Genomic DNA, 22,684 nt, shown 5'->3' on the forward strand with positions numbered 1-22,684 from the left:
TGGAGTCGGGTGTGCTCGTGGCTAGCGGTTCAGCCAGGTGCTGTAGAAGCTCGGCCGCCCGACCGACTCAGTCGCGAAACCCTGAACGGTGTCGGTGAGCCCGTACACCTGGGGCTCCTCGAAGAGCGGGAGGATGTACGCGTTCTCGGCAAGGTAGCGCTGGGCTGCCTCTGAGGCCGCTGCACGCTTGTCGGCGGTCGGCTCCGATGCGACCTTCGCCAGCAAATCATCGAGCTCCTGGTCGGCGTTCTTGCCTGTCGCCGTGTTGTAGTTCAGCAGCGTGTTGCGGTTCGTCGAGAAATACTGCGACTTGAGCACGTCGTAGTCGGCTCGGCCGACCATCGAGTGGTACACCTGAACGGTGTCGGGGTCGAGGCTCGCTGCGGTCTGCGCTGCCTGGTCACCGGAGAACAGGTTGACCTCGATGCCGAGTTCGCCGAGCTGCTCCTGGATCAGTGTCACGACCTCTTTGGAGCGCGGCTGTGGCAGCGCCTCGTTGAAGGTGAGGCTCAGGCGCTTGCCGTCCTTCTCGAGCACGCCGTCGCTGCCTGGCTTCCAGCCTGCCTCTGAGAGGAGCTCGGCTGCCCGCTTCGGGTTGAACTCGTAGTACTCGGAGGTATCGACGTAGCCGAGGGCTGCCGTTGCGAGCGCACCGGTCGCGAGCGGGTAGCTGTCGGTGAAGAGGGTGTCGACGATCTTCGCGCGATCGATGCCTGCGATGATCGCCTGGCGAACCTTGATGTCGTCAAGGAGGTCGTTCGTGAATCGGAAGTTCAGGCTGTTCGTCACACCGTTCGTGGGTGCGGCGAGGATTGAGAGGCCGTCGCCGGCGAACTGCGGCTCGTCCGGTGCGGGAATCTGCCGAGCAACGTCAGCCTGCTTCGCGACGACCGTGCCAACGCGGACGCTGTTCTCGCCTGCGACGGTGTAGGTGATGCCGTCAAGGTAGGCGCGGCCGTCGTGGGCGGCTGCAGCCGGTGCCCAGTCGTAGTCCTCGCGGACAGTGAGGCCGGTTTCGGTGCCGATCTTCTCCTCGGAGATCACGAACGGCCCGCTGCCGATAACCTCGGTGGCGCTTCCCGGGCCGAAGCCTTCGCTGTCGAGGTCGAGCGTTGCGTCTGAGACGAGGCCCGAGTTGATGGTTGACACCGCTTGCGCGAAGCCAGGCGACGGCGCGGTGAAGTGGAACTTCACCGTCTTCGCATCGACGACCTCACCGTGGTCGTAGTTATTGATGGCTTCTGAGGGGGTGAGGGCGCGATCCGCATCGCCCTTTCCGTAGAGGTCAAGATTCTTCACGACGTTTTCCGCGGTGAGCGGTGTCCCGTCGGAGTAGGTGACATCGTCACGAAGCTTGAAGGTGTACTCCGTCGCGTCTGCGTTTACCTCGGGGAGTTCGCTCGCGATCCATGGCTCAAGCTCCAGGGTTTGTGGATCCTGGTACAGCAACCGATCGGTGATGTTGTTCACGATGCCGCCGTTGGGGTAGAACCCACCGGCTGGTGGGTACAGCGTTGTCCATGCCTGGGGCTCGAGATAGCTGAGCGTTCCGCCCGTTACGGGGTCTCCCGCTGGGGCGTCGCCAGCGGCCGCGCCGCTTGAGCAACCCGCGAGGAGCGCGGTCGTTGCGGCGAGGGACAGCGCGGCAAGGGCCGTGCGACGTATGCGTGACATGGATTCGTTCTCCGAAGTTCGGTGGCGAGAACTCGCGAAACATATCTTTTGCTTTTGCGAGCTATTACAAATGGTTATCCTTGCACGTCGCACGATCGCCACGCAACGTGAGCCACACACCTCCCGTCACACTCCGTAACGCTCAGCCGCCGAACGGGTAAGCCTCAGGCGACCCAAGCTAGGCTTATGTGAGACATAATTCCGACACCTATATTGGGATCACCATCAATGCCCCTCACCGCAGCACAGCGCCAGCCCGACCACCGGGCGAGCATCGCCATCATCGGGCTCGGTCCGCGCGGCGCCTCACTCATTGAACGGCTTGGGGCGCACCTCGCAGTACTCCCGGACAGTCCGCAACTCCAACTCCACCTCATCGACGACGCCCAGCCAGGAGCGGGGCGGATCTGGCGCACGGACCAGACGCGCGACCTCTGCATGAACACCCTCGCCGACGCTGTCACGCTGTTCACCGAACCCGGCAGCACCGTCACGGGAACGATCATCGAAGGCCCCACCCTGTTCGAGTGGTGCGTGCTCGCACGGGAGACAAGCGCCGGGCCTGTCGGGGCAACGATCCCCCGCTCACGCACGGCCACGTACGCCGACTACCCAGCCAGGGACGGCCTCGTCGCCGATTACCGCGACGAGCTCGCGCAGCTGCGTCCAGAATCCCACCCAAGCCGCGCGCTCTACGGTGAATACCTCTCCTGGTTCTTCGACCGCGCAATCAGCGAGCTTCCCGACTCAGTGAACGTGATCCACCACCGAGCGCGGGCCATCGATATCACCCGCGTTGCTGATGTCGAGCACATCGCCCTCGACCGCCCATCGCCCGAGGGCACCACAGAGGTACTCGCAAACAGCGTCATCGCCGCAACCGGCTGGCTCCCGCGGAAGGCGACGCCAGCGGACGCGGCGCTCGAAGCAAAAACCGCTCAGCGCGACGAACTCACGTGGGTGCGCGAGGGCAGCCCGGTTGAGCAACAGCTCGACGCGATCCTGCCAGGCGAACGCGCGATCGTCCGCGGCCTCGGCATGGGCTTCTTCGACACCGTGACCCTTCTCACGCTCGGTCGCGGCGGCAGCTACGCGCCCCAACCCGACGCACCTGGCGGGCTGCGCTACGTCCCCTCCGGCCGGGAACCAGTCCTCCATGTCACCTCCCGGCGCGGCGTGCCGTTTCGCGCAAAGTCGCGCTACGGCGGACTCCCTCCGCGCGCCGCGCAAACCCTCCTGAACGAGGTCGACTGGAGCTCGGTGCGACGCCCCATCAATTTCGACAGGCTCCTCTGGCCACGCATCGTCGGCGACGCGTTCCTCGCGCACGCCACCACGCTACGCCGCGTCACCCCAGCGGCGCTCGGCGACGCCCCCGACGCCACGCTTACCAAGATCGACGACGCCGTGCGGCGTGCGATCGCACCCATCATCGACGGCTCCACCAACGCGGGCCTGGCCGAAACCGCCGACGTGGTAGCGGCAGCGGTCGCCCCACTGATCCCCTCACAGGCGGATCGGTTCGACCTCGCGGGCGAGATCCGCCCGGTGAATCGGCCATTTGGGGCGCCAGCGGAATTCAACGATTGGGTGATCGAACGCGTAGCAGCCGACCTGCGGGAGGTCGATCGCGGCGCAGCCAGTCCGGTGAAGGCCGGGCTGTGGTCGGTGAGCTCGGCGCGCGGCTTCGCCGCACAGCTCGGCACCCTCGGCGGCTTTGACGCGGAATCCCGCAGCAGCGGGGCAGCGCTGCTCAACTCGCTCGGCGGCATGGTTGGCTCGGGCCCGCCAGCGTTCCGCAACAATGAGCTACTCGCCCTCGCCGCAGCGGGGATCGTGCACTTCATCGGACCGGAGGCGTCACTCGACGTCAACACGAACGGCTTCGTCGCGAGCTCCTCAGCCGTAAGCAACTCCCAGGTGACAGCGCGCGTGCTGATCGACTCCTGGATGCACCTGCACGACGCGCGGTCGAGCGAAGATCCACTGACCGTGTCACTGTTCAATGCGGGACGGGCCCGCGTCTTCAATATCCGATCACGCGCGGGCGAGGCCCCGGTTTCTACCGCTGGGATCGACATCGACCCCGCAACAGGGCGCCTCATCGGCACGTCGGGCACACTCGACCCCGCCGTCCACCTCAGCGGCATTCCCGCCGACGACACCCTCCACGGCACCATCATTAGCCCAATGCCTGGAACTGATCCGCCCATGCTGCGCGAGACCGACAGGGTCGCATTCAGCGCGCTCGGGATCGCCACCCTGGCAGCAACACCACCGATCCGCGAAGGAGCACTCAGTGCCTGATTCCCGCCCAGTAGCCCTCGTGACCGGCGCGACCGGAGGCATGGGGTCCGAAATCGTTCGCGACCTCGTCGCGACGCACCGCGTCATCGCTGTCGGCCGCAACGGTGACCGGCTCGCCGAGCTCGCACGGGAGACCGGCGCAGAGACCTGGACAATCGACCTCACCGACACTGAGGCGCTCACCGCGAACGCCACAGCACTCACCCGGCTCGACGTGCTCGTGCACGCGGCAGCGCGGGGCGGATCCCTTCCGGTTGCGGTAGCAACGCCGACCGACTGGGCCGAGAACTTTGCGCTCAACGTCTCCGCACCAGCCGAGCTCACGCGACTCACGCTGCCGCTGCTGCGAGCCGCGGCAGGGACCGTCGTGTTCATTGGATCCGGCGCGAGCACGCGGCCCGTGCCCGGGTCGGCCGTGTACACCGCCACGAAGCACGCGCTCCGCGGACTCGCAGATGTGCTCCGCATTGACGAGGAACCGCATCGGCTTCGCGTCGTGACCATTGCGCCTGGACAGACCGACACCGCGATGCTGCGCGGCAACATCCCCGCAGCCTCCTACGAGGCAGACCGCTACATTCGGCCGGAGTCCGTCGCGTTGACGGTCCGCTTCGCCGTCGACGCCCCCGCCGACGTGCAGCTCACCGATCTGGCTGTGCGACCGCGCCAGGAGATCGCCCGGCTCTGAAGGGCAGTCTCAAGCCTCCGTCCCGGCCCCGTCCGAATCCGGAGCATGACTGCACCCCAGAACGCAAAGTGGTGGTGCGCCTGTCTGGCGCACCACCACTTTTTCAAAACGCGAGCAGCGCCCGCGGGCTACTACGCTGCGGCCAGTGCCTCTTCGATTGCCTCTCGAACTACCGGGTCTCCGGGTTCCGTCGACGACCGGAATCGCCGAATGCGGGGGGAGCCGCCTCCTGCCGGGTCTGGGTAGACGAGGAACTTCTCGAAGTTCCAGCGCACGAGGCCCGCCGCGCCAGACTCGTCCTTCCCTCGCCGCAGTTCTTTGAAGAGTGGCTCGGTGCCTCGACCATTGACCTTCCCCTTCGCGAGCAGCGGGAACGTGACGCCGTAGTTCACCGAGCAGAACTCGGCGATCTCCTCGTCACTGCCAGGCTCCTGCATGAGGAACTGGTTGCAGGGCATCCCGATGATGGTGAGGCCCCTCTCGCCAAACTCGCGGTGGAGCTCCTCGAGACCGGCGTACTGCGGCGTAAACCCACACTTCGAGGCGACGTTCACCACGAGTGCCGCACCGGGCGCCAGGTCTCCGAATGTTCGAGTTTCCCCGCTTGCCAACTGCACTTCAATGTCTCGCATGATGCCTCCTGTTCCCAAGGTACTCCCTCGCGGTTATGCCGTGGCCGGGAACTTGCCCAGTGTGCGCCGAAGGGTTTCCCGGTCAGCGTGCGAAGACCGCTACAACCTTGGGTCGACCGGATCGGACTCGAGCGCGAGCACCGCGGCGACCGCCTCGTGCACCCGCCACAGCGGCTCCCCGGCAACGAAGCGATCGAGGCCCTCGGCGCCGAGCGCGAACTCCCTTGCCGCGAGCGATCGCTTCCGCCCGAGGTCTCGCTCGCGCAGCCGACTGAGGTTCTTCGGCTCAAGGTACTCGGGCCCGTAGATGATCCGCAGATACTCGCGCCCGCGCACCTTCAGCCCTGGCGGCACGAGCCCCTTCGGCCCGCGCACGACCGAGGCCTCCGGCTTCACGACCATGCCCTCACCGCCGGCGCCGGTGAGTTCCTCCCACCAAGCGACGCCCTCGGCGACGCTCGCCTCGTCGGCGGGCGAGACGGTGAGGTTGCGTGTGCGGCGCACGAGTTCGGGGGCGGCGGCCGCGAGGCGGTCGATGATCTCGAGGTGCCAGGGATGCGGATCCGCGTACCGCGCACGCCCCTCCGTCGCGAGCACCTGGAACGGGGCGAAGCTCACTCCGTCGAGTCCCGAAGTTGGCCACACGTAGCGGCGGTAGGCCCGGGTAAAGGCCTCGGCGCCTTCAAGGCGTGTGGCGGCCCGGCTTTCGAGCGCGGCGACGTCGACGCCGCGGGCGGCTGCGTCCGCGAACCCGGCCACGGCCGCCCCAAGCCCCGCTCGGGCGGCCGCCCCCGCGGGCGCGTAGACGCCCGTGAGTAGCTCGCCGGCCTTGAGCGACCATGGCAGCATTTCGCCGTCGAACAGCACCCAGTCGGTTCCGAGTTCGTCCCAAAGCTCGACTGAGTCCGCCGCAGCGCGCAGCCCCGTGAGGAACGCCTCGGTGGTGTCGCGCTCAAACAGTGCACGACCGGTGCGGGTGTACACGATGCCGGTTTCGCCTGGCTCGCCGCCGAAGCACCGCGCGGCCGTCTCAGCATCGCGACAGAGCAGCACGACCGCGCGCGATCCCATGTGCTTCTCCTCGCACACCACGCGCTCGACGCCGGCCGCTGCAAACACCTTGAACGCCTCGCGCGGGTGCTCAAGGTAGCCGGGCTCGGAGCTCGTTGGCGAAGGTGACATCGTCGGCGGCAGGTACGGCAGCCACGAGGGTGCGACGGCGAAGCGGCTCAGCGTTTCGAAGCCGCCCGCCGCCTGTTCCGCACGCACACCGACCTTGCCGTGGAGGGACGTCTCGATGACGCGGCGCCCGAGCACGTCGGTCGCTCGCAGCTCTCCGGCGGTGCGGGGCGTGGCCCGTTGGTGCGCGGCCGCCTCGCCCGCGGCTCCTGCGCTAGCGGATCCTCCCCCGTCAGAGGGGGCGGCCGGAGCCGCGCTCTCGACCGGAGCCGTGCTCGCAACAACGGCCGCGCTACCGCGCGGGGCGGCGAGCGGACGGACGGGGTCAGCGTAGCGTTCGCGGGCGGCCACCTGCACGACCTCGCGCTCGGGGTACCTGAGCGCTGAGAGCTTTCCACCGAAAACGCAGCCCGTATCCAGGCACATGACATTGTTGCGCCACTCCACCTCTTGCACCGGGGTGTGCCCGTGGAGCACGATTGCCTTCCCGCGGTAGTCGGCGGCCCAGTCGAGCCGCACGGGCAGCCCGTACTCGTCGGTCTCGCCGGTCGTGTCGCCGTACAGCGCGAATGCCCGTACGCGACCCGAGCTGCGCCCGTGGAATGCTTCCTTCAGCCCGGCATGGGCGACAACAAGCTTGCCGTCGTCGAGCACAAGGTGCGAGACGAGTCCGTGCGCCCAGTCGCGCACCTCGCGCCGAAAATCGTCGCCCTCGCCCGCAAGCTCGAGCATGGTTTCGGCGAGCCCGTGGGTGAAGGTCTTTCGTTTGCCATCGAGTGCGGCGACGAGTTTCTCCTCGTGGTTGCCCGGCACGGCAAACGCGTGACCGGCTTTGTGCATGCCCATCGCGAGCCGGAGCACGCCGGCCGAGTCTGGCCCGCGGTCGACGAGGTCACCGAGGAAAAGGATGCGGCGCCCCGCAGGGTGGGTCGCGTCGACAGCGCGCCCAGCGTCGTCGCGCTGGATCGCGTACCCCAGCTCACCGAGCAGCTCCTCGAGCTCGGGCAGGCAGCCGTGCACGTCACCAATCACGTCAAACGGGCCGTGGTCGTCACGGAAGTCGGTGAGGAGCTTGCGCCGCGTGATCCGCACCGATGCGACCTCTTCTGGTGTGCTGAGCACGTGCACGCCGCGCAGCCCCTCGCGCCTGAGGCCGCGCATGGAGCGGCGCAGCTGGCTCTGCTGGCGGCGAATCACTTGCGCGCCGCGCGGGGTATCGGCGCGGGCGGCGTCGCGTTCGGTGAGGACCGTCTCGGCGAGGTCGAACACGATCGCGACGGGGAGCACGTCGTGATCTTTCGCGAGCGCGACGAGCGAGGCGCGGGCCGCGGGCTGCACGTTCGTCGCGTCGATGACGGTGAGCAGCCCCGCTTCGAGGCGCTTCGCCGCGATCGTGTGGAGAAGCTCGAACGCGGGTTGCGTCGCCGCCTGGTTGTTCGGGTCGTTCGACACGATGCCGCGGCACTCGTCGCTCGACACCGTCTCGTAGCGCCCGAAGTGCTCACGCGCGAAACTGCTCTTGCCCGAGCCAGACGCCCCGACGAGCAGTACGAGGGCGACCTCGGGGATCGAAATCTCGGTCATGCGGTTTCTCCTGGCTGTGCGGTGGCTACGGTGGCACCGGTGTCTGTGTGTCGCTGTCGGCTGAACACCGCGAGCTGCGTGGCGGCTCCAAGGTCAGCGTCTGCGGGTCCGACTCCCGACAGCTCGACCGTGTAGCCGTGTGCGCTCGCGACCCGTTCTGCCCATCCGGCGAACTCGGTGCGGGTCCACTCGAATCGGTGGTCGTGGTTGCGCAGTTCTCCCGCAGCGAGCCCGGGGTAGGCGGCGTTGTATTCGATGTTTGGCGTCGTCACGAGCACGTGCTCCGGCCGCGCGTCAGCGAAGACTGTGCGCTCGGCGACCGGGAGCCGTTCGAGGTCAAGGTGCTCGATGACCTCCATGAGCACGATCGCGTCGAAGCCCGCGAGCCGGTCGTCGCGGTAGGTGAGCGAGGCCTGAATGAGCCCCACCTTGTCGCGGATCGCGTCAGGGGCATCGTCGAGCCCCAGCCGGCGGGCCGCCTGGGCAAGCGCACGCGCCGACACGTCCGCTCCGACGAGCCTGGTGATGCGCCGGTCGCGGGCGAGCGGAGCGAGGAGCGCGCCCTGCCCGCAGCCCATGTCGAGCACGCTCGATACGCCGAGCCGCGTGAGCTCAGCGTGCACGGCCTCCCGCCGCTGCCGCGCGAGCGACTGCGGACGTGCCGGCTGCTCACTCTCGCTGCCGCCAGCGCGCGCGGATGCGTCAGCTTCCGACACCGCCCCGCCAGTAGCCGCACCCGCTGCCGCGATGAGGTCGCGCTGATGCTTGAGGAATCGGCGCAGGATGAGCTCGCGTTCGGGGTGCCCACCGAGCCAGTCCCCGCCGTGCCTGAGGAGCTTCTCTGCCTCCGTCTGGTCCACCCAGTAGTGCTTCGCGTCGTCCAGTACTGGCAGCAGAATCGTGAGCTGCTGCAGGGCGTGCTGCAGCACTGCCGTGCCCGTGAGTCGCACGTCGAAAATGTGGGATTCGCCCCACGCGGGAATCTCAGGGTCGAGCGGGAGCGCGGTCGCCGAGACCCGCCAACCGAGCGGCTCAAAGAGACGCTCGATCAGGCTCGCCCCGTCGACGCAAGCGACCGTTGGCAGGTGCACCTCGAGGTCGAGCGGTGCAGTGACCCGGTCTGGCCTAGCATCACAGTTGCCGGCGAGCGCGGTGCCGTATACGCCGCGGATTGCCCCGGTCAACAGCGACGATGCTACGTACGGTCGGTCGTTCACGTACTGCCCGAGCGTGAAGCTCTCGTGCGCTGCACCCTGCCCGCGCAGCAGCCCGATCGGGTCGACGTCGAGCATGAGCGCAACCGTGCAGCGCTCCTGGGTGAGCTCCGTGCATGCGACGCTGACCTCGCCAACCGACAGCTTCCGCGTGTGCGCGCGGCCCGGATGCTTGTGGAGCAGGAAGGTGAGGTCTTCGACCGGGGCGGAGGTGGTGCTCAGGGTTACGTACACACCGTCATTGTTGCACGGGCGGCCCAGCTTCGTGCCGCCCGGTATGGCGGTCGTTGCGCGGGTGCAGCACGCCGGAGCTCACCGTGCTGCACCTCTGCCCTCACCTCACCGACGCCCTGCGCATCACGATCCAGGTGCCCAGCAGCGCGAGGAGCGTAACAGCAAGACCCACTGCCGCGAGCAGCGGTCTGGTAATCGCGGCGATGATCTCTTGCGAGAAAGGCACGACGAGGAACAACAGGCCCGCGACCACAATGGCGAGCACGAGCGCCGTCAGCAGCGGACCCTTCGATCCGAAGCGAACCCACACCCCACCAAAGAACCCACCGATGGAGACTGACGCAAAGGTGAGCAGGAATGCGGTCACCACCAACACGAGCGGGTTGCCGTTGCCGAGCACGGACACATCCATCGCATAAATGTTCGCGAACCAGTGGTCGGTGGCGAGCTCAAGCCCGAGCAGCACGAGCAGCAGGAGCGCGACATAGGCAGACAGAATGATGTTCGCGAGCGCCGTTCCCCACACATATGAGCGGCGAGTGACCCCGAGCGCGAGCGCGAACGGGTAGGTCGTCGCGATCGCCTGCACGCCGTAGTAGATCAAGAAGCCGGGCAGCGCGAACACCAGGGCATTGTTTTGCTGCATAACGCCGAGATAGCCGCCCATCCCGCCGAAGACGTCGGCGCGTTGCAGAATCAGGGAGATGAGCGCAGTGACCACCATCACGGTACCGACGATCTGTGCCGGGGCGCTGAACATCATCTGCGGTTTATTCAGGTGCATCTTGGTGACATTCATGAGCGGCTTCATGCGCGTGCCTCCTTGGTCAGTGTCGCGGCCACGGGCGTGCTGTCCTGGCCCTGATCACGGTCGAAACCGTACGCCGAGACGAGTTCCTGCAGCGAGACGGGGCCGAGTTCAACGCCACCACGTTCGGCAGCCTGAAGATCCATCGCGCTTGGAGCGCCCTCAACAACGAGGGTTGCGAGCCCGCCGACCCGGTGCGTGCTGAGCACGTTCCGAGCCGCTGCATACGCGTCGACCGCCGCAGCCGGTCCTGCCACGGTGTGCGCGGCGCTCCGAAGTTCGTCAACATCGGCGTCCTGCACCACACGCCCCCGCTCGAGAATCACCACGCGCTCAAGCAGGCGATCCATCTCGTCAATGAGGTGCGTCGAGAGAACGATCGTGCGCGGCACCTCCTGGTAGTCGCGCAGCAGTGCGTCGTAGAAGTACATACGGGCGGTCGCGTCGAGGCCGAGGTAGGGCTCATCGAAGAACGTGATCGGGGCGCGTGAGGCGAGGCCGAGCACGATCCCCAGCGAAGATAACTGGCCGCGCGAGAGCTTCGCGACGTCTGTCTTCGCCGGGATCCGAAAGAGGGCGACGAGCTCGTCGGCCAGCTCTTGACTCCAGTTCGGATAAAAGATTCGCGCGGCACGCAGCGCGTGCTTCAAGCGATAGTTATCTGGGTAGCGCTGGTTGTCGCGGATGAAGCAGAGCTTTTCAAGCACCCTCGTGCGCTCGAACGGCTGCTCGCCGTCAATCAGCACCTCACCGGAGGTGGGGAGCACCTGCGCCGTTGCGAGCGCCATGAGCGTGGTCTTGCCCGCGCCATTTCGCCCGAGGAGGCCCGTGATGGTGTTGGCGTGGATCCGCACGGTCACGTCGTCGAGTGCGCGGGTGTCACCGTAGGACCGCGTGAGGCCGCGGGTTTCTATCGCGTAGGTCATTGGTTTCTCAATCTGTGTGGGGCGGGCCGCCGTCGGGGGCCCCGCCTGGTGTGCTCTCAGCGATGAGGCGGATGAGCGCCTCTTGGTCGAGGCCGATGGCCTTGGCCTCCGCGATGAGCGGCTGAATGAAGTCTGCTGCGAAGCGCTCGCGCCGTTCGGCGGAAACGCGCTCTGTTGCCCCGTCTGCGACGAACATGCCGATCCCGCGCCGCTTGACAAGGATCCCCTGGTCAACGAGGAGGCCGAGGCCCTTGCCCGCCGTGGCCGGGTTGATCCGCAGGTAGGCGGCGAGCTCGTTCGTCGATGGCACTTGCTCGCCCTCTGCGTACCGTCCGCGCAGGATGTCGTCGACGATTCCCTCCGCGATCTGCTGAAAGATCGGCCTTGAGTCTTCAAACATTGCTACCTCGTGTTTCGCGGGGTGTAGTTCCCTCTGCGCATCCTATCCACCTCTCTGGTTCATTACTTCACTAATGAACCTAGGAGGCTCCGGGATATTTGTCAACCCTGCCCCGCGCAGAATGCGGTCGACTGGGCGCGATTGCGGGGCCAGCGGGGTGGATCGCGCGGCGGTAACTCTGGGATCTGCAATAACCATGTCGCACCGGCCCGAAAACGGCAGAGCTTCTGCAGATCACAGAGATACCGCGGCTACGACTGGAAGAGCAACAACAGCAACAGCAACAGCAACAACAACAACAACAACAACAACAACAACAACAACAACAACGCCGACGCCGACGACCCGACAGTTGCACCACACTCAGCGCATGCCCCAACCGGGCAGCGCGCCGAACGCACTGATGGCCCCCGGGAGTTCCCGAGGGCCATCAGTGCCGAGCGTCAGGCAGAGCGCAAGGACTACCCCTTGATTGCCTCACTGAGCTTCACACGGGCACCGGTGCGCATGATGGAGTTCTCGTAAATGCGCGATCCGATCCAGAGCGCGACCGCAATCGAGACGAGCAGTACGGCGAGCGACACGATGGGCTCCCACCACGCAGCGTCTCCGAAGTACAGGCGCATCGGCATCGCGGTCGGCGCCGAAAATGGCACGTAGCTCATGATCGCGAGCGCCTTCGGGTTGTTGAAGAAGAAGATGATGAGGAAGAACGGGATCATGACGAGCATCATCACGGGGCTCGAGACCGAACCGATGTCTTCCTGGCGCGAGACGAGCGCGGCGCTGGCGGCATAGAGCCCGGCGACGAGGACAAAGCCGAACGCGAACAAGATCCCGAACCAGATGAGCGCGGTCCCGAGTTCGCCAAGCAGAATGTCTTGCCCGGTCGCGAGCATGCCGACGGAGGCAAGCGCAAGGGCAGCGACCACCGTGCTCAGCGCGAGAATACTGTTGCCGAGGATCTTGCCTGCGAGGAGCGTGCGGGCCGAGATGGTGGCGAGCAGAATCTCGACGATGCGAGTCTGCTTCTCCTCAACAACGCTCTGCGCGATGGTCATGCCGAACGTCATCGCCGTCATGTAAAACACCATGCCGAATCCCATAGCAATGAGGTACCCGAGCATGAAGCTCGTCTCGCTCGGGTCGAGCAGCTCGACCGCAGGTGAGGCGGAGAGCGCCTGCAGAATGTCGCCCGGCGGGCTGTCATTCGCGATCACCGTGAGCCCGACGGGGGTGTCACCGCCGGCAACAATCGCTGCGTCGGCGTCACCGTCGCGCACGAGCTCCTCGGCGGCCGCGCGATCCGCAACCTCCGTCACCTCGAAGGACTCCCCGAGGGCAGCCTCGAGGCCCGCGCTTCCGGCCGCCCCGGATGCCCCGGCAACCACGGCCACCTTCGTCGGCCCGCCGAAGCCGCCGCTCTGCGAGACGAGCCCACCGATCACTACGCCAGCGAGGACGACGAGCAGCAGGATCGCGGTGGAGATCACGAACGCCTTGCTCTTCAGTCGGGTCATAATCTCGCGCTCGGCGACGATCCACGCCCCCTGCGCTGGGCTGAGTTGGCGGTGCGTCGCGCTCGGGCGAAGCTGGGTAACTGGTGCGGCGCTCATCGGATGACCTCCTTGAAAATCTGGGCGAGCGATGGCGTGACCTGCGAGAAGCTGCGCACATCGGTTGATTCTTGCCTCACCGCGGCCGCGAGCACGGCCTGGGCGGCCTCATCGCTCTCTGCCTCGAAGCGGGCGAAGCCGCCGTCGAGGTGCGTGACGGTGACGCCCTGCTGTTCCCGCACCCAGCCGGCATCTGCTGCCTGGCCAACGAGGTCCAACTCGAAAACCTTGCCCGCGTGCTCTGCGCGCAGCCCCTCGCGCGATCCCTGCGCTCGGACCCTGCCGCCACCGATCACGACGACGTCATCGCAGAGGCGCTCGACGATGTCGAGCTGGTGCGAGGAGAACAGTACGGGTGCGCCCTGCGCTGCGTAATCCTGCAGCACGCCGAGCACGACCTCGACGGCCATTGGGTCGAGTCCCGAGAAGGGCTCGTCGAGCACGAGCGCGATCGGCTGGTGCACGAGGGCAGCCGCGATCTGTGCGCGCTGCTGGTTACCGAGCGAGAGGCTCTCAAGGTGATCGCCAGCTCGCTCTGCGAGTCCGAGGCGATCGAGCAGGCCGTTCGCGGATTCCTTCGCGGCCGCCGTTGACATGCCGTGGAGACGCCCAAGGTAGATCAACTGTTCGAGCACCGCCATTTTCGGGTAGAGCCCGCGCTCCTCAGGCATGTACCCGAAGCGTGCGCGGTCACTGGCGGTGATCGGCTTGCCGTCGAGACTCACGGTGCCGCTGTCGGCAGACAGCACACCGAGAATAATGCGCATGGTCGTGGTCTTGCCCGCGCCGTTGGCCCCAACGAAGCCGGTCATTCGCCCGCTTTCGACGCGGAAGCTCACCTCGTCGAGCACGCGGCGATCGCCGTAGCTGCGGGTGATTCCTGCAATGTCGATCATCTTGCCCCTTTCGTTACTCTCAGGCTATTTGCATACGATTCGTACTGCCTCCCCCAGACGGCGGATTCCACTGCGCCCAGCGCCGCCGCCCTCCCCCTGTGGGTGGATGCTGCGCGTGAAGCGGCCGATATACCCTTGGATCATGAGCGATCAGTGGCCTCCAGTTGCAGCAGCCGGCCCCGTCGCGCATGCCGGCCGCTCCGCTGAGTGGGCGCGCCCGCGCCCGGATGCGCCAGCGCTGCGGCGCGACATTCTGCTCGCGGCCGTGCTTGCTGTTGGCGCGACGACGACCTCTCTGCTCTACGCGCGCACGGGCATGTTTGGGGACCCGCCTGCCCTCTGGCTCTGGATCGTGGGGGTCGCGCTGTGCACGCTGCCGCTCGCGCTGCGCCGCCTCGCGCCGATTCCTGTCGCTGTGGTTGTCGCGGTCGGGTTCTTCGTGTGCGGTCAATTCGGGGTACCCGAGATTCTCGTGATCAACATTTGCCTGTTCATCGCGATCTACACGGTCACCGCTTGGGAACCGCGCCGAGCTCTTGCCGCCTGGGCTCTCCTCGGAATCACGACAGCGATGATCGCTTGGTTGGTGATCTCCCTCATCGTTGCTTCGTCCTCCACAGAGGACTTCCTTGGGGCGCCGCGGTATGGGATTTTTTCGGCCTACGCGACGTACGCGGTCATTCAGATCATCACGAACCTGCTCTACTTTGGCGGGGCGATCGCGTTCGGCCACCGGGCGTGGGTTGCCGCGCGCACACAGGCGAAGCTTGAAGCGCAGGGCAAGGAGCTTGAGCTCGAGCGGCAAACCAGCGCGGCCCAGGCTGTTGCGCTCGACCGCCTCTCAGTCGCTCGCGAGCTTCACGACGTCGTCGCGCACCACGTGTCGGTGATGGGAATCCAGGCTGCCGCAGCGCGCAGAAGCCTCGATCGGGACCCGGCTCAGGCCGCGCTCGCGCTCGGAGTCGTCGAGGAGAGCGCGCACACGACCGTCGCAGAGCTTCGAGCGCTCGTGCACACGCTCCGCACCCCGGAGAACGAGGACGGCAGGGTGACGGTTGGCATCAGCCAGATCCCCACGCTCGTCGAAGAGGCACAGGGCGCCGGCGTGCCGACGACGTTTATCGTTGTCGGTGAGCCGCGACCGATCCCCTTCCTCGTTGATGTCGCGCTGTATCGCGTTACGCAAGAGAGCCTCACGAACGTGAGAAAGCACGCCGGGAGGGGCGCTGAGGCCAACGTGCGGCTCCGCTTCGACGCCCAGGCGATCGAGGTGGAGGTAACGGACACCGGAGTCGCCCGCCGTTTTCCCCCACGGGAAGACAGCCCAACTGGAGGCCAGCCAGACGAGGGCGGCCTCGGGCTGCGCGGCATGCGGGAGCGGATCGGCGCAGTCGGCGGAACCGTCGCGACAGGCCGCCGCGAACGCGACGGGTTCATGGTTCGCGCACGGGTGCCGCTCTCGGCTCCGCAACCGGGTGGTGATGACGGCGCCGCGCGGGGGCCGGCCGCCGGGCAACCGGAACCGGTTGACAGCACTGCGGCGGGTGCGCGGGAATGAGCTTCGCGAACGCCGCACCGCGCATTCGCGTGCTCCTCGTCGACGATCAAGCGCTCGTACGATCGGGGTTTCGAATCATCCTCGAATCCGAACCGGATATCGAGGTCGTTGGCGAAGCGGAGGACGGCGAGCAGGCGGTCTCCCTCGCAGCGCAGCTCTCTCCCGACGTCATTTGTATGGACGTGGAGATGCCGCGTATGAACGGCATTGAGGCGACACGGCAGATCCTTTCCGCCCCACAGGCCGCAACCTCGGTGCTGGTCCTCACCACTTTCGGTCACGACGACTACCTGTTTGACGCGCTCAGCGCGGGGGTGAGCGGGTTTCTCCTCAAAACCTCACGGGCAGAGCAGCTAATCGATGCCGTGCGAGTCGTCGCGGATGGCGGATCGCTTCTCGGCGCAGAAGTCACCGGGGCAGTACTCGAGCGGGTGCGCAGCACCGCTGCCGAAGCGCATGCGCGCGCAGCTTCCCAGGGCGTGCCGGGTGAAACTTCCGGCGCTGACGGCGCCGCGCCGCCGCCCCAGGTAGACGAGAAGCTGGCTAGCGAACACTCATCGCTTGGGTCCACCCTCGAACTCGCGATGGACGAGGTCGGCCTCACGCCCCGCGAGCGAGCCGTGTTGCTCCTCCTGGCGCAGGGAAAGACAAACGCTGAGGTCGCTGGGGAATTGTTTCTCGGAGAGGCAACGGTAAAGACTCACGTCTCGAACGTGCTGCAGAAGCTCGGAGTGCGCGACCGACTCCAAGCCGTCGTGTGGGCGCACACCCGCGGCTAGCCGGCGTGCGCCACCCTGCGGGTTACGCCGCCGACTTCTGTGCGGCGAGGTCGACGAACACTGCGGTGTTGAACGCGTATGCGGCCCGCACCTCGTCCACCATTCGCTGCTGCTCGTCAGCGTCGAGCGTCTCGCCCAGCGCGTCCAACCCGTCGCGGTAAGTCTCCTTGAACGCCTTGAGATCGCCAAGCGCCTCAAAGTCGTAGAACTCGATCCCTGGGCCGTCGAAGCCGTGCTGGCGGGCGACTCGCTTTGCGATGATTTGCCCGCCGGAAAGGTCGCCAAGGTAGCGCGTGTAGTGGTGCGCGATGATGCCGGCGACCCATTCCTCTGCGGCAACTTCGCGAATGCGTGCAGCGTATGCCGCCGTCGCGGGAACGGGACGGATCTCGTTTCGCCAGTCAGCGCCGAGGAGGTGCTCAAGGTCAACCTTGAGCGTGCCGAGCCTCAGCAGCGCCTCTGGGTGCAGTGCCTCGTATGCGGGGTTGCCTGCAAGCTGCTCGCCTGCTTCCTCGAGTGCCTCGTACATGAAGAAGTGCTGCGCTACGAGATCAACGTAGTCCTGCTTGGAAGCGATGCCGCGCATGATGTTTTCCATGAAGCTCGCCCCCTCGCTGCTCGAGTGATCAGACCACGAGCTTTCTCGGACGACGCGCGAGAACGGCTTCGGGCCGTCCGATTCGCCCGCGTCGCCAGCGTTCGGGTTCGCAGCGTGCGGGTTCGCAGCGTGTGGGTTGTCGGCGCCGTGTCCATGAGCGCCGTGACCGTGTGCGCCGTGTGGGTCGGCTGCGGGCTCATGCTCGTCCCGCGCCGGAACGCCGAGCTTCTCGCAGGCAAGCTTGTACAGCTCGACAACCTGGCGACGGATCTGTGGCCGGTCGGAGATCGGCGCACCGGGCCACTCGACTCGAAGGTCATGCACCCCAGCAGCATCGGTCACCCGCCAAATCCCAGCGTTCGCGTCAAGACCGACCATCGTGCTTTCGGTCGCGTCCGGATACCCGAAGGCCCTCGCGATGAGCAAACTGTCATCGAGATGGTCATCATTCATGTGGCGCGTAACGGCAGCGATCACTGCGGCATCAAAATTCATCACATCTTTCATTCTACGCGCCCTGCGCGCTCAGCGACACTGGGAGCCACACAGAGTATCATCGAGGGATTCGTGCTCCCGCGCGCCTGCGGGTCGAGATTGGCGGTTTCGTGTTTTCCAGAGTCAAACGAGTTGGCCCCGTGGCCGCGATCAGCATGCTTGCGATCGTCGGTCTTACCCTCACTGCCTGCACGGGCAGCAACGCGGGATCCGGCAACTCAGACCAGAGCACCGTGAGCCCAGAAATCGCAACGAGCATTGATGATGCTGTGGCGAATGCGCTCGCGCTCTCGGGCTCTACTGAGGCCGTTGTCGGGGTTTGGCAGGGTGACGATGCCGCCTACGTTCGCGGGTTTGGCGACGGTGTCTCGGCAGCAACGAAGTTCCGCGGAGCCCAAGCTTCGCAACCGGTCGTCTGCGCACTGCTGCTCGACGCGGTAGGCAGGGGTGAACTGTCGCTCGGTCGGAAGGTCTCGGAAGACCTCCCGCGCCAGGCCGGCATCCAAGACGTGACGTACGGGCAGCTCTGCGACCAGACCTCGGGCCTCGCAGACTTCAAGGCGGGCTTCACGGATCGATTCGCGAACAACCCAACCCGCCCCTGGCCGGAACAGGAACTCCTCGCCAACGGTCTCGCGAGCTCGCCGCTGCCTTGGCCGGGCGCAAACGTGTACCTCTCGGACACCAACGCGGTACTCCTCGACCGTGCCATCCGGCTGAACACGCGCGACGATTCAGCGGAGCTGCTCAAGCGACACGTGTTCGAGCCTGCCGGTATGGCAGCTACCTCGTACCCGACAAACTTTGGGAGCACGGAGCTGCCTGAGGGCAGCTTGAAGCCGCTCACGTATCCTGCCTCCGGCGGCGCCGCGGTATGCGAGGCAGGCGTCACCGAGGTGAGCGCCCTGTCCCCGTCGATGATGCGTGGCGCTGGCGCAACGCTCACCACCGTGACCGATCTGCGGGACTTTTACACGAAGTTCCTCAGCGGCGGCTTTGGTGACGAGAAGACCTCACAGGTCGTGACCGAGTTCCAGCCGGCGAAGAACCCCGAGCGCGATGAGGCCGGCGAACCAACCACCGAGCCAGACACCGAGGGCAGGCAGATCGGTTTCGGCGTCGAGAAGGTCGGGCCCCTTGTCGGCCGCTCCGGCGCAATGACTGGCTCACTCACTGCCGCGTACAGCGACCCTGCGACCGGGCTGACCGTCGTCGTTGCGCTGAATAACTCCTCAGCGGGGGCAGGATTCGCCCAGGCGCTTGCCTTCCAGCTTGCAGCCCTCACAGGCGCTGAACTCCCCTGGTCCGCAGACGACCAGGGTGCGCGCCTCACCGAGCTCGCCGTGTGCCAGGGCGAAGCGGAGGCAGCCGGCTAAAGATTCTTGGCGTGCCGCTCCCTGTGCGGAGCGGCAGCCGAGATTCTGCTACGCTCATACGGGTCGGGATTTCCTCCCGGTGAGCCCCTCGGGGCCGTCGTCTAATGGTAAGACATCAGCTTCCCAAGCTGAGAACGCGGGTTCGATTCCCGTCGGCCCCTCCACTTAACCGCGACGCAGTCGCGTCCTCCACACTCCTCGGCCTGCATGAGCCATGCCGGGATCCGCTGGCTTTTGGCGCACGGAACGACGATTTCCTTGGGGGACATCGCAGGGGTGCCTGGCCGCGAGGCATCGCACTGCAGCGAGTTCGACTGGACAGGCGTTCCCGTGACCGCATTACACTGGCGCCATGGGAACCAGGCACGGCTATTTTGAGACCTCTCTCGGCGAGCTTCTCTTCGTGGCTGAGGGCCACGCGCTTACCGGCGTCTATTTCCCCGATCACCGCTACCCGCCCGCGCGCGATGACATCGGCGAGAGCCTAGGCGCCGACCCCGTGGACGCCGTCCTTGTTGAGGCAGCCAGGCAGCTCAGGGAGTACCTCGGCGGCGAGCGCGACGCGTTTGACGTGCCCCTCGCTCCCCGCGGAGACGAGTTCTCACAGCAGGTCTGGAGCATGCTCGGCGACATTCCCTACGGGGCAACGACGACCTATGGGGAGCTCGCACTGGCGCTCGGCAATCGGGCGCTGGCACAACGCGTCGGTCAGGCAGTTGGGCATAACCCGGTGAGCATCATCATCCCCTGCCACAGGGTCGTTGGCGCTGACGGGTCTCTCACCGGATACGCGGGCGGCCTCGACCGCAAGCGCGCGCTCCTCAGCCTCGAGGAACCCGAGCCCGCGGCGGCGGGGAGGCTCTTCTAGCGTTGAGCGACGGCCCTGGCTAACTCGCTACGCCGCGCGGGGAGCGAGCGGCGAGTGGGCGGTCACCCACGAGTACATGGCCACCGCGGCGGCGGCCGACGCGTTGATTGAGCGGGTGGATCCGTACTGTGTGATCTCCACGACCGCTTCAGCGGCAGCGATCGCTTCGTCTGAAAGCCCCGGGCCTTCCTGCCCGAAGAGCATGACGCAGCGTTCTGGCCAGGCAAATGTTTCCATTGGGACACACCCTGGGACGTTATCGATCGCGATGATCGGGATCCCCTCGGCCCGCGCCCACTCTACGAGCGCTTCGATGCTCTCGCGGTGCTCGACGTGTTGGTAGCGGTCGGTCACCATCGCGCCGCGCTTGTTCCAACGCCGCCGACCAACGATCTGCACCGTGTCGGCGGCGAAGGCATTCGCACTGCGGACGATCGAGCCGATGTTCATGTCGTGCTGCCAGTTCTCGATCGCGACGTGGAACGCGTGCCGCTGCTCGTCAAGGTCAGCGACGATCGCTTCCATGAGCCAGTAGCGATACCGGTCAACGACGTTTCTGCTGTCGCCGTGCTCGAGGAGCTCGGGATCGAAGTGCGGCTCTGAAGGCCACTCCTCGCGGCCCCCGGGCCACGGCCCGACGCCGGCGGTGGTGCGCTCGGGGTGCGGTTCGGTCTCAGGCTTCGGGTTGTCGCTCCACTCCCCCATTCTCCCAGGCGCGGCGTCGCGCCCGCGCACGCTAAGGCTCACATGCTGCTGTAGCGGGTGCGCCAGTCACGCACTATCGCGCGCTCAGCGCCGCGCGCATCCGCTCAAGCGCCTCACGCATCAGTGGCCTGGGCAGCGCAAAAATAAAGCGCGCGCAGCCGCGCCCGGCTTCGCCGCACGCGCTGCCTTCGGTGAGTCCGACGCCTGCATGTGCCTGGAAGAATGCGGCGGGTTCCTCGATCCCGAGCTCGCGGAAGTCAAGCCACGCAACATAGGTCGCCTCGGGCGAGGTCACGCGCACCCCGGGAAGGTGCTCGGCGACAAACGCGACGAGCTCGTCCCGGTTCCCCCGGAGGTAGTCGAGCGCCTCTCCCAGCCACGCGTCGCCATCGGCGTATGCGACCGTCGCAGCGATCATGCCGAGGGTCGCGGTGCCGCGGCCTGCCCAGTGTTCAAGCTCGGCCATCCGGGTCCGGTCGACCGCGTTGGACACGACAAGCTGTGCGCACTTGAGGCCGGGCAGATTCCGCGCTTTCGAGGCTGCTGTGGCGGTGATCGTGTGCCCCGCAGTGACGTCGGTGAGCGTCGCGTACGGCATGAGCTCTGTGCCGGGGTAGACGAGTGGGGACCAGATCTCGTCGGAGAACACGCGGCCGCCGTTGCGGTCAACAACCTCGCTCACGGCGAGAAGCTCCTCTCGCGTGAACACCCGCCCGAGCGGGTTGTACGGGTTACACAGGGCGAGGATGCCACCGCCGGCTTCAAATGCCGCCTGCAGCCCGACGAGATCAAACTGCCAGATGCCGTCAACCTCCAGCATCGGCACCTCGATGACCTCGCGGCCAAGCGTTCCCGGCACCGTCAGGAATGGCATGTACGACGGTGTGGGCACGATGACTTTCGTTCCCGGGGCGGAAAAGTGCTGGATCGCCACCTCGTATGCTGTGATCACGTCGGGCACAGCGAACACGTCTTCGCCGGTCACATTCCAGCCGTGGCGACTGCGTAGCCTCTCCGCAGTCTGCGCTTTGAGCGCGCCGGTGATCCGCGGTGGCGCGTAGCCGAAGGCGCCTTCCTCAACCGCGAGGTGCAGCGCCTCTCTGATCTCGGGTGCCACCCCAAAGTCCATCTCCGCGACAAATGCGCCGATCATGTCGGGGTCAGCCCACTTCGTGCCGCCGATGCTGCGGAGCTCCGCAGCGGTCGTCGCATCGGCACGCTCCGCAAATGACTGGTTACTCATGTGACGTTCCTTCCGATGTGGCCGGTTCTTGCCCAGATGGCTCTTCTTCCTCGGCGATTTGATTGAGGTAGTTGTAGATCGTGAACCTGGTGACGTTGAGCTCATCCGCGATGAGTTGCACAGCGTCCTTGAGGAGAAACAGCCCGCGCGCTTTGAGGTCCCTGACCACTTCCACTTTGTGGTTCTTGTGCATGAGCGTCGTAGGGATACCGACGTTCCTGATGGCCGCTCCGATAAGAATTGTGGCAAGTTCGTCAACGTCATGCACGAATGTCTCGTGCCCTCTTCCCGGCTCCATGTGCTCCCGGTTAGCTGGTTCCACTTCTGCTGCTGCGATGCCCGTCGCCACTCCCGGCGAGGCGTTCATTGAGACCAACTGGTGGGCGATGCTCCGAAACTCTTCCCAGACGGAGACATCTGCGTTCATGCACAGTGCAGCAACCGGCCTACCGCTGACATCTTCGATGATCATCGTCGATGACCTGAGTCTCCGCCCATCAGCCAAACCCGTTTCGTAGTCGAGTCTGCTTTCGAAGTTTCCGGTCGCTGCTTGTTTGAGGAGCAGGTCGGTAGCTGGGTCTCCTACGGTGCGCGTCGTAACCTCGCCGCTAATCGCCACGATCGAGTTGGGCAGCTTGCTGAGGTCATGCAGGACGAGCTCGTAGCTTCGCGGCAGCGCGCGACCCAGTTGCTCAACAACAGCTGTAAAGACTGCTATGAGGCGCTCGCCGTCGATACTCTGTGCAACGCTCATACCAAGGTCTCCGCTCGAAATCTCGTTACGACACAATTGTAGGCGACTTCAAATAGCAGTTGCAATGGTTGTATTTCCGTTGATATCTTCAATCCCCAGCCGAAATGGGAACGGGATTATTGAGGTCCTTCCCGTTGCCTCTGGCCGAGT

At 66.0% G+C, this 22,684-nt stretch carries 19 protein-coding genes and 1 tRNA gene; 7 read left to right on the forward strand and 13 right to left on the reverse strand.

Annotated elements, in window-relative coordinates; genetic code table 11:
* Window positions 1-21: 21 nt before the first annotated feature.
* The gene (locus tag SD72_RS07925) at window positions 22-1,674 is read right to left on the reverse strand and encodes a TIGR04028 family ABC transporter substrate-binding protein (RefSeq protein WP_042543906.1); all 1,653 of its coding nucleotides are present in this window, start codon (window positions 1,672-1,674) and stop codon (window positions 22-24) included.
* 228 nt (window positions 1,675-1,902) lie between these two features.
* On the opposite strand from SD72_RS07925, the gene SD72_RS18225 reads away from it, so the two are divergent.
* Window positions 1,903-3,981, forward strand: coding sequence for an FAD/NAD(P)-binding protein (locus SD72_RS18225; protein ID WP_042543907.1), 2,079 nt, complete (start codon window positions 1,903-1,905; stop codon window positions 3,979-3,981).
* Window positions 3,974-4,669: an SDR family oxidoreductase gene (locus SD72_RS07935; protein WP_232299690.1), complete on the forward strand. Its 696-nt coding sequence runs from the start codon at window positions 3,974-3,976 to the stop codon at window positions 4,667-4,669. Before SD72_RS18225 ends, SD72_RS07935 begins: the two co-directional genes overlap by 8 nt.
* A gap of 131 nt (window positions 4,670-4,800) precedes the next feature.
* Here the strand turns inward: SD72_RS07935 and SD72_RS07940 are convergent, their stop codons facing one another.
* The 8 genes from SD72_RS07940 to SD72_RS07975 all read right to left on the reverse strand — a co-directional run bounded on the left by SD72_RS07940 (window position 4,801) and on the right by SD72_RS07975 (window position 14,158).
* Window positions 4,801-5,301, reverse strand: coding sequence for a glutathione peroxidase (locus tag SD72_RS07940; protein WP_042543908.1), 501 nt, complete (start codon window positions 5,299-5,301; stop codon window positions 4,801-4,803).
* A gap of 99 nt (window positions 5,302-5,400) precedes the next feature.
* On the reverse strand, window positions 5,401-8,064 hold the full coding sequence (locus SD72_RS07945; protein ID WP_042543909.1) for an AAA family ATPase: 2,664 nt from the start codon (window positions 8,062-8,064) through the stop codon (window positions 5,401-5,403).
* Complete coding sequence (locus SD72_RS07950) at window positions 8,061-9,512, reverse strand: 3' terminal RNA ribose 2'-O-methyltransferase Hen1 (RefSeq protein ID WP_042543910.1); 1,452 nt, start codon at window positions 9,510-9,512, stop codon at window positions 8,061-8,063. Before SD72_RS07950 ends, SD72_RS07945 begins: the two co-directional genes overlap by 4 nt.
* Before the next feature lie 100 nt (window positions 9,513-9,612).
* Entirely contained in the window at window positions 9,613-10,323 is a 711-nt protein-coding gene (locus SD72_RS07955; protein ID WP_042543911.1) for a hypothetical protein, read from the reverse strand.
* The gene (locus SD72_RS07960) at window positions 10,320-11,246 is read right to left on the reverse strand and encodes an ABC transporter ATP-binding protein (protein ID WP_042543912.1); all 927 of its coding nucleotides are present in this window, start codon (window positions 11,244-11,246) and stop codon (window positions 10,320-10,322) included. The genes SD72_RS07955 and SD72_RS07960 overlap by 4 nt, the downstream gene beginning before the upstream one ends.
* Before the next feature lie 7 nt (window positions 11,247-11,253).
* Entirely contained in the window at window positions 11,254-11,646 is a 393-nt protein-coding gene (locus tag SD72_RS07965) for a GntR family transcriptional regulator (protein ID WP_042543913.1), read from the reverse strand.
* Between the two features lie 461 nt (window positions 11,647-12,107).
* Window positions 12,108-13,262, reverse strand: coding sequence for an ABC transporter permease (locus SD72_RS07970; protein WP_042543914.1), 1,155 nt, complete (start codon window positions 13,260-13,262; stop codon window positions 12,108-12,110).
* The gene (locus SD72_RS07975; RefSeq protein WP_042543915.1) at window positions 13,259-14,158 is read right to left on the reverse strand and encodes an ABC transporter ATP-binding protein; all 900 of its coding nucleotides are present in this window, start codon (window positions 14,156-14,158) and stop codon (window positions 13,259-13,261) included. Before SD72_RS07975 ends, SD72_RS07970 begins: the two co-directional genes overlap by 4 nt.
* 142 nt (window positions 14,159-14,300) lie before the next feature.
* Here SD72_RS07975 and SD72_RS07980 point away from each other — a divergent pair, with 142 nt between their 5' ends.
* Window positions 14,301-15,716, forward strand: a complete 1,416-nt coding sequence (locus tag SD72_RS07980) for a sensor histidine kinase (protein ID WP_052492553.1) — start codon at window positions 14,301-14,303, stop codon at window positions 15,714-15,716.
* Window positions 15,713-16,495 (forward strand): response regulator transcription factor, encoded by a 783-nt coding sequence (locus tag SD72_RS07985; protein ID WP_042543916.1) that lies wholly within the window; start codon window positions 15,713-15,715, stop codon window positions 16,493-16,495. Before SD72_RS07980 ends, SD72_RS07985 begins: the two co-directional genes overlap by 4 nt.
* Window positions 16,496-16,517: 22 nt before the next feature.
* Here SD72_RS07985 and SD72_RS07990 read toward each other — a convergent pair whose 3' ends face one another.
* Window positions 16,518-17,588, reverse strand: coding sequence for a biliverdin-producing heme oxygenase (locus tag SD72_RS07990; protein WP_084766962.1), 1,071 nt, complete (start codon window positions 17,586-17,588; stop codon window positions 16,518-16,520).
* Window positions 17,589-17,728: 140 nt separating this feature from the next.
* Here SD72_RS07990 and SD72_RS07995 point away from each other — a divergent pair, with 140 nt between their 5' ends.
* The 3 genes from SD72_RS07995 to SD72_RS08005 all read left to right on the forward strand — a co-directional run bounded on the left by SD72_RS07995 (window position 17,729) and on the right by SD72_RS08005 (window position 19,832).
* Entirely contained in the window at window positions 17,729-18,964 is a 1,236-nt protein-coding gene (locus SD72_RS07995; protein WP_232299691.1) for a serine hydrolase domain-containing protein, read from the forward strand.
* A gap of 90 nt (window positions 18,965-19,054) precedes the next feature.
* A tRNA-Gly gene (locus SD72_RS08000) sits at window positions 19,055-19,128 on the forward strand.
* A 188-nt stretch (window positions 19,129-19,316) separates the two neighbouring features.
* Window positions 19,317-19,832, forward strand: a complete 516-nt coding sequence (locus SD72_RS08005) for a methylated-DNA--[protein]-cysteine S-methyltransferase (protein WP_042543917.1) — start codon at window positions 19,317-19,319, stop codon at window positions 19,830-19,832.
* A gap of 27 nt (window positions 19,833-19,859) precedes the next feature.
* Here the strand turns inward: SD72_RS08005 and SD72_RS08010 are convergent, their stop codons facing one another.
* The 3 genes from SD72_RS08010 to SD72_RS08020 all read right to left on the reverse strand — a co-directional run bounded on the left by SD72_RS08010 (window position 19,860) and on the right by SD72_RS08020 (window position 22,534).
* On the reverse strand, window positions 19,860-20,537 hold the full coding sequence (locus SD72_RS08010; protein ID WP_042543918.1) for a TrmH family RNA methyltransferase: 678 nt from the start codon (window positions 20,535-20,537) through the stop codon (window positions 19,860-19,862).
* A 73-nt stretch (window positions 20,538-20,610) separates the two neighbouring features.
* Complete coding sequence (locus SD72_RS08015; RefSeq protein WP_042543919.1) at window positions 20,611-21,780, reverse strand: MalY/PatB family protein; 1,170 nt, start codon at window positions 21,778-21,780, stop codon at window positions 20,611-20,613.
* Window positions 21,773-22,534 carry a helix-turn-helix transcriptional regulator gene (locus tag SD72_RS08020; protein WP_042543920.1) on the reverse strand — a complete coding sequence of 254 codons (762 nt, stop codon included), beginning with the start codon at window positions 22,532-22,534 and terminating at the stop codon, window positions 21,773-21,775. The genes SD72_RS08015 and SD72_RS08020 overlap by 8 nt, the downstream gene beginning before the upstream one ends.
* Window positions 22,535-22,684: the final 150 nt, after the last annotated feature.

The organism is Leucobacter komagatae (assembly GCF_000834055.1).
In the GTDB taxonomy this organism is placed as follows: Bacteria; Actinomycetota; Actinomycetes; order Actinomycetales; family Microbacteriaceae; genus Leucobacter; species Leucobacter komagatae_A.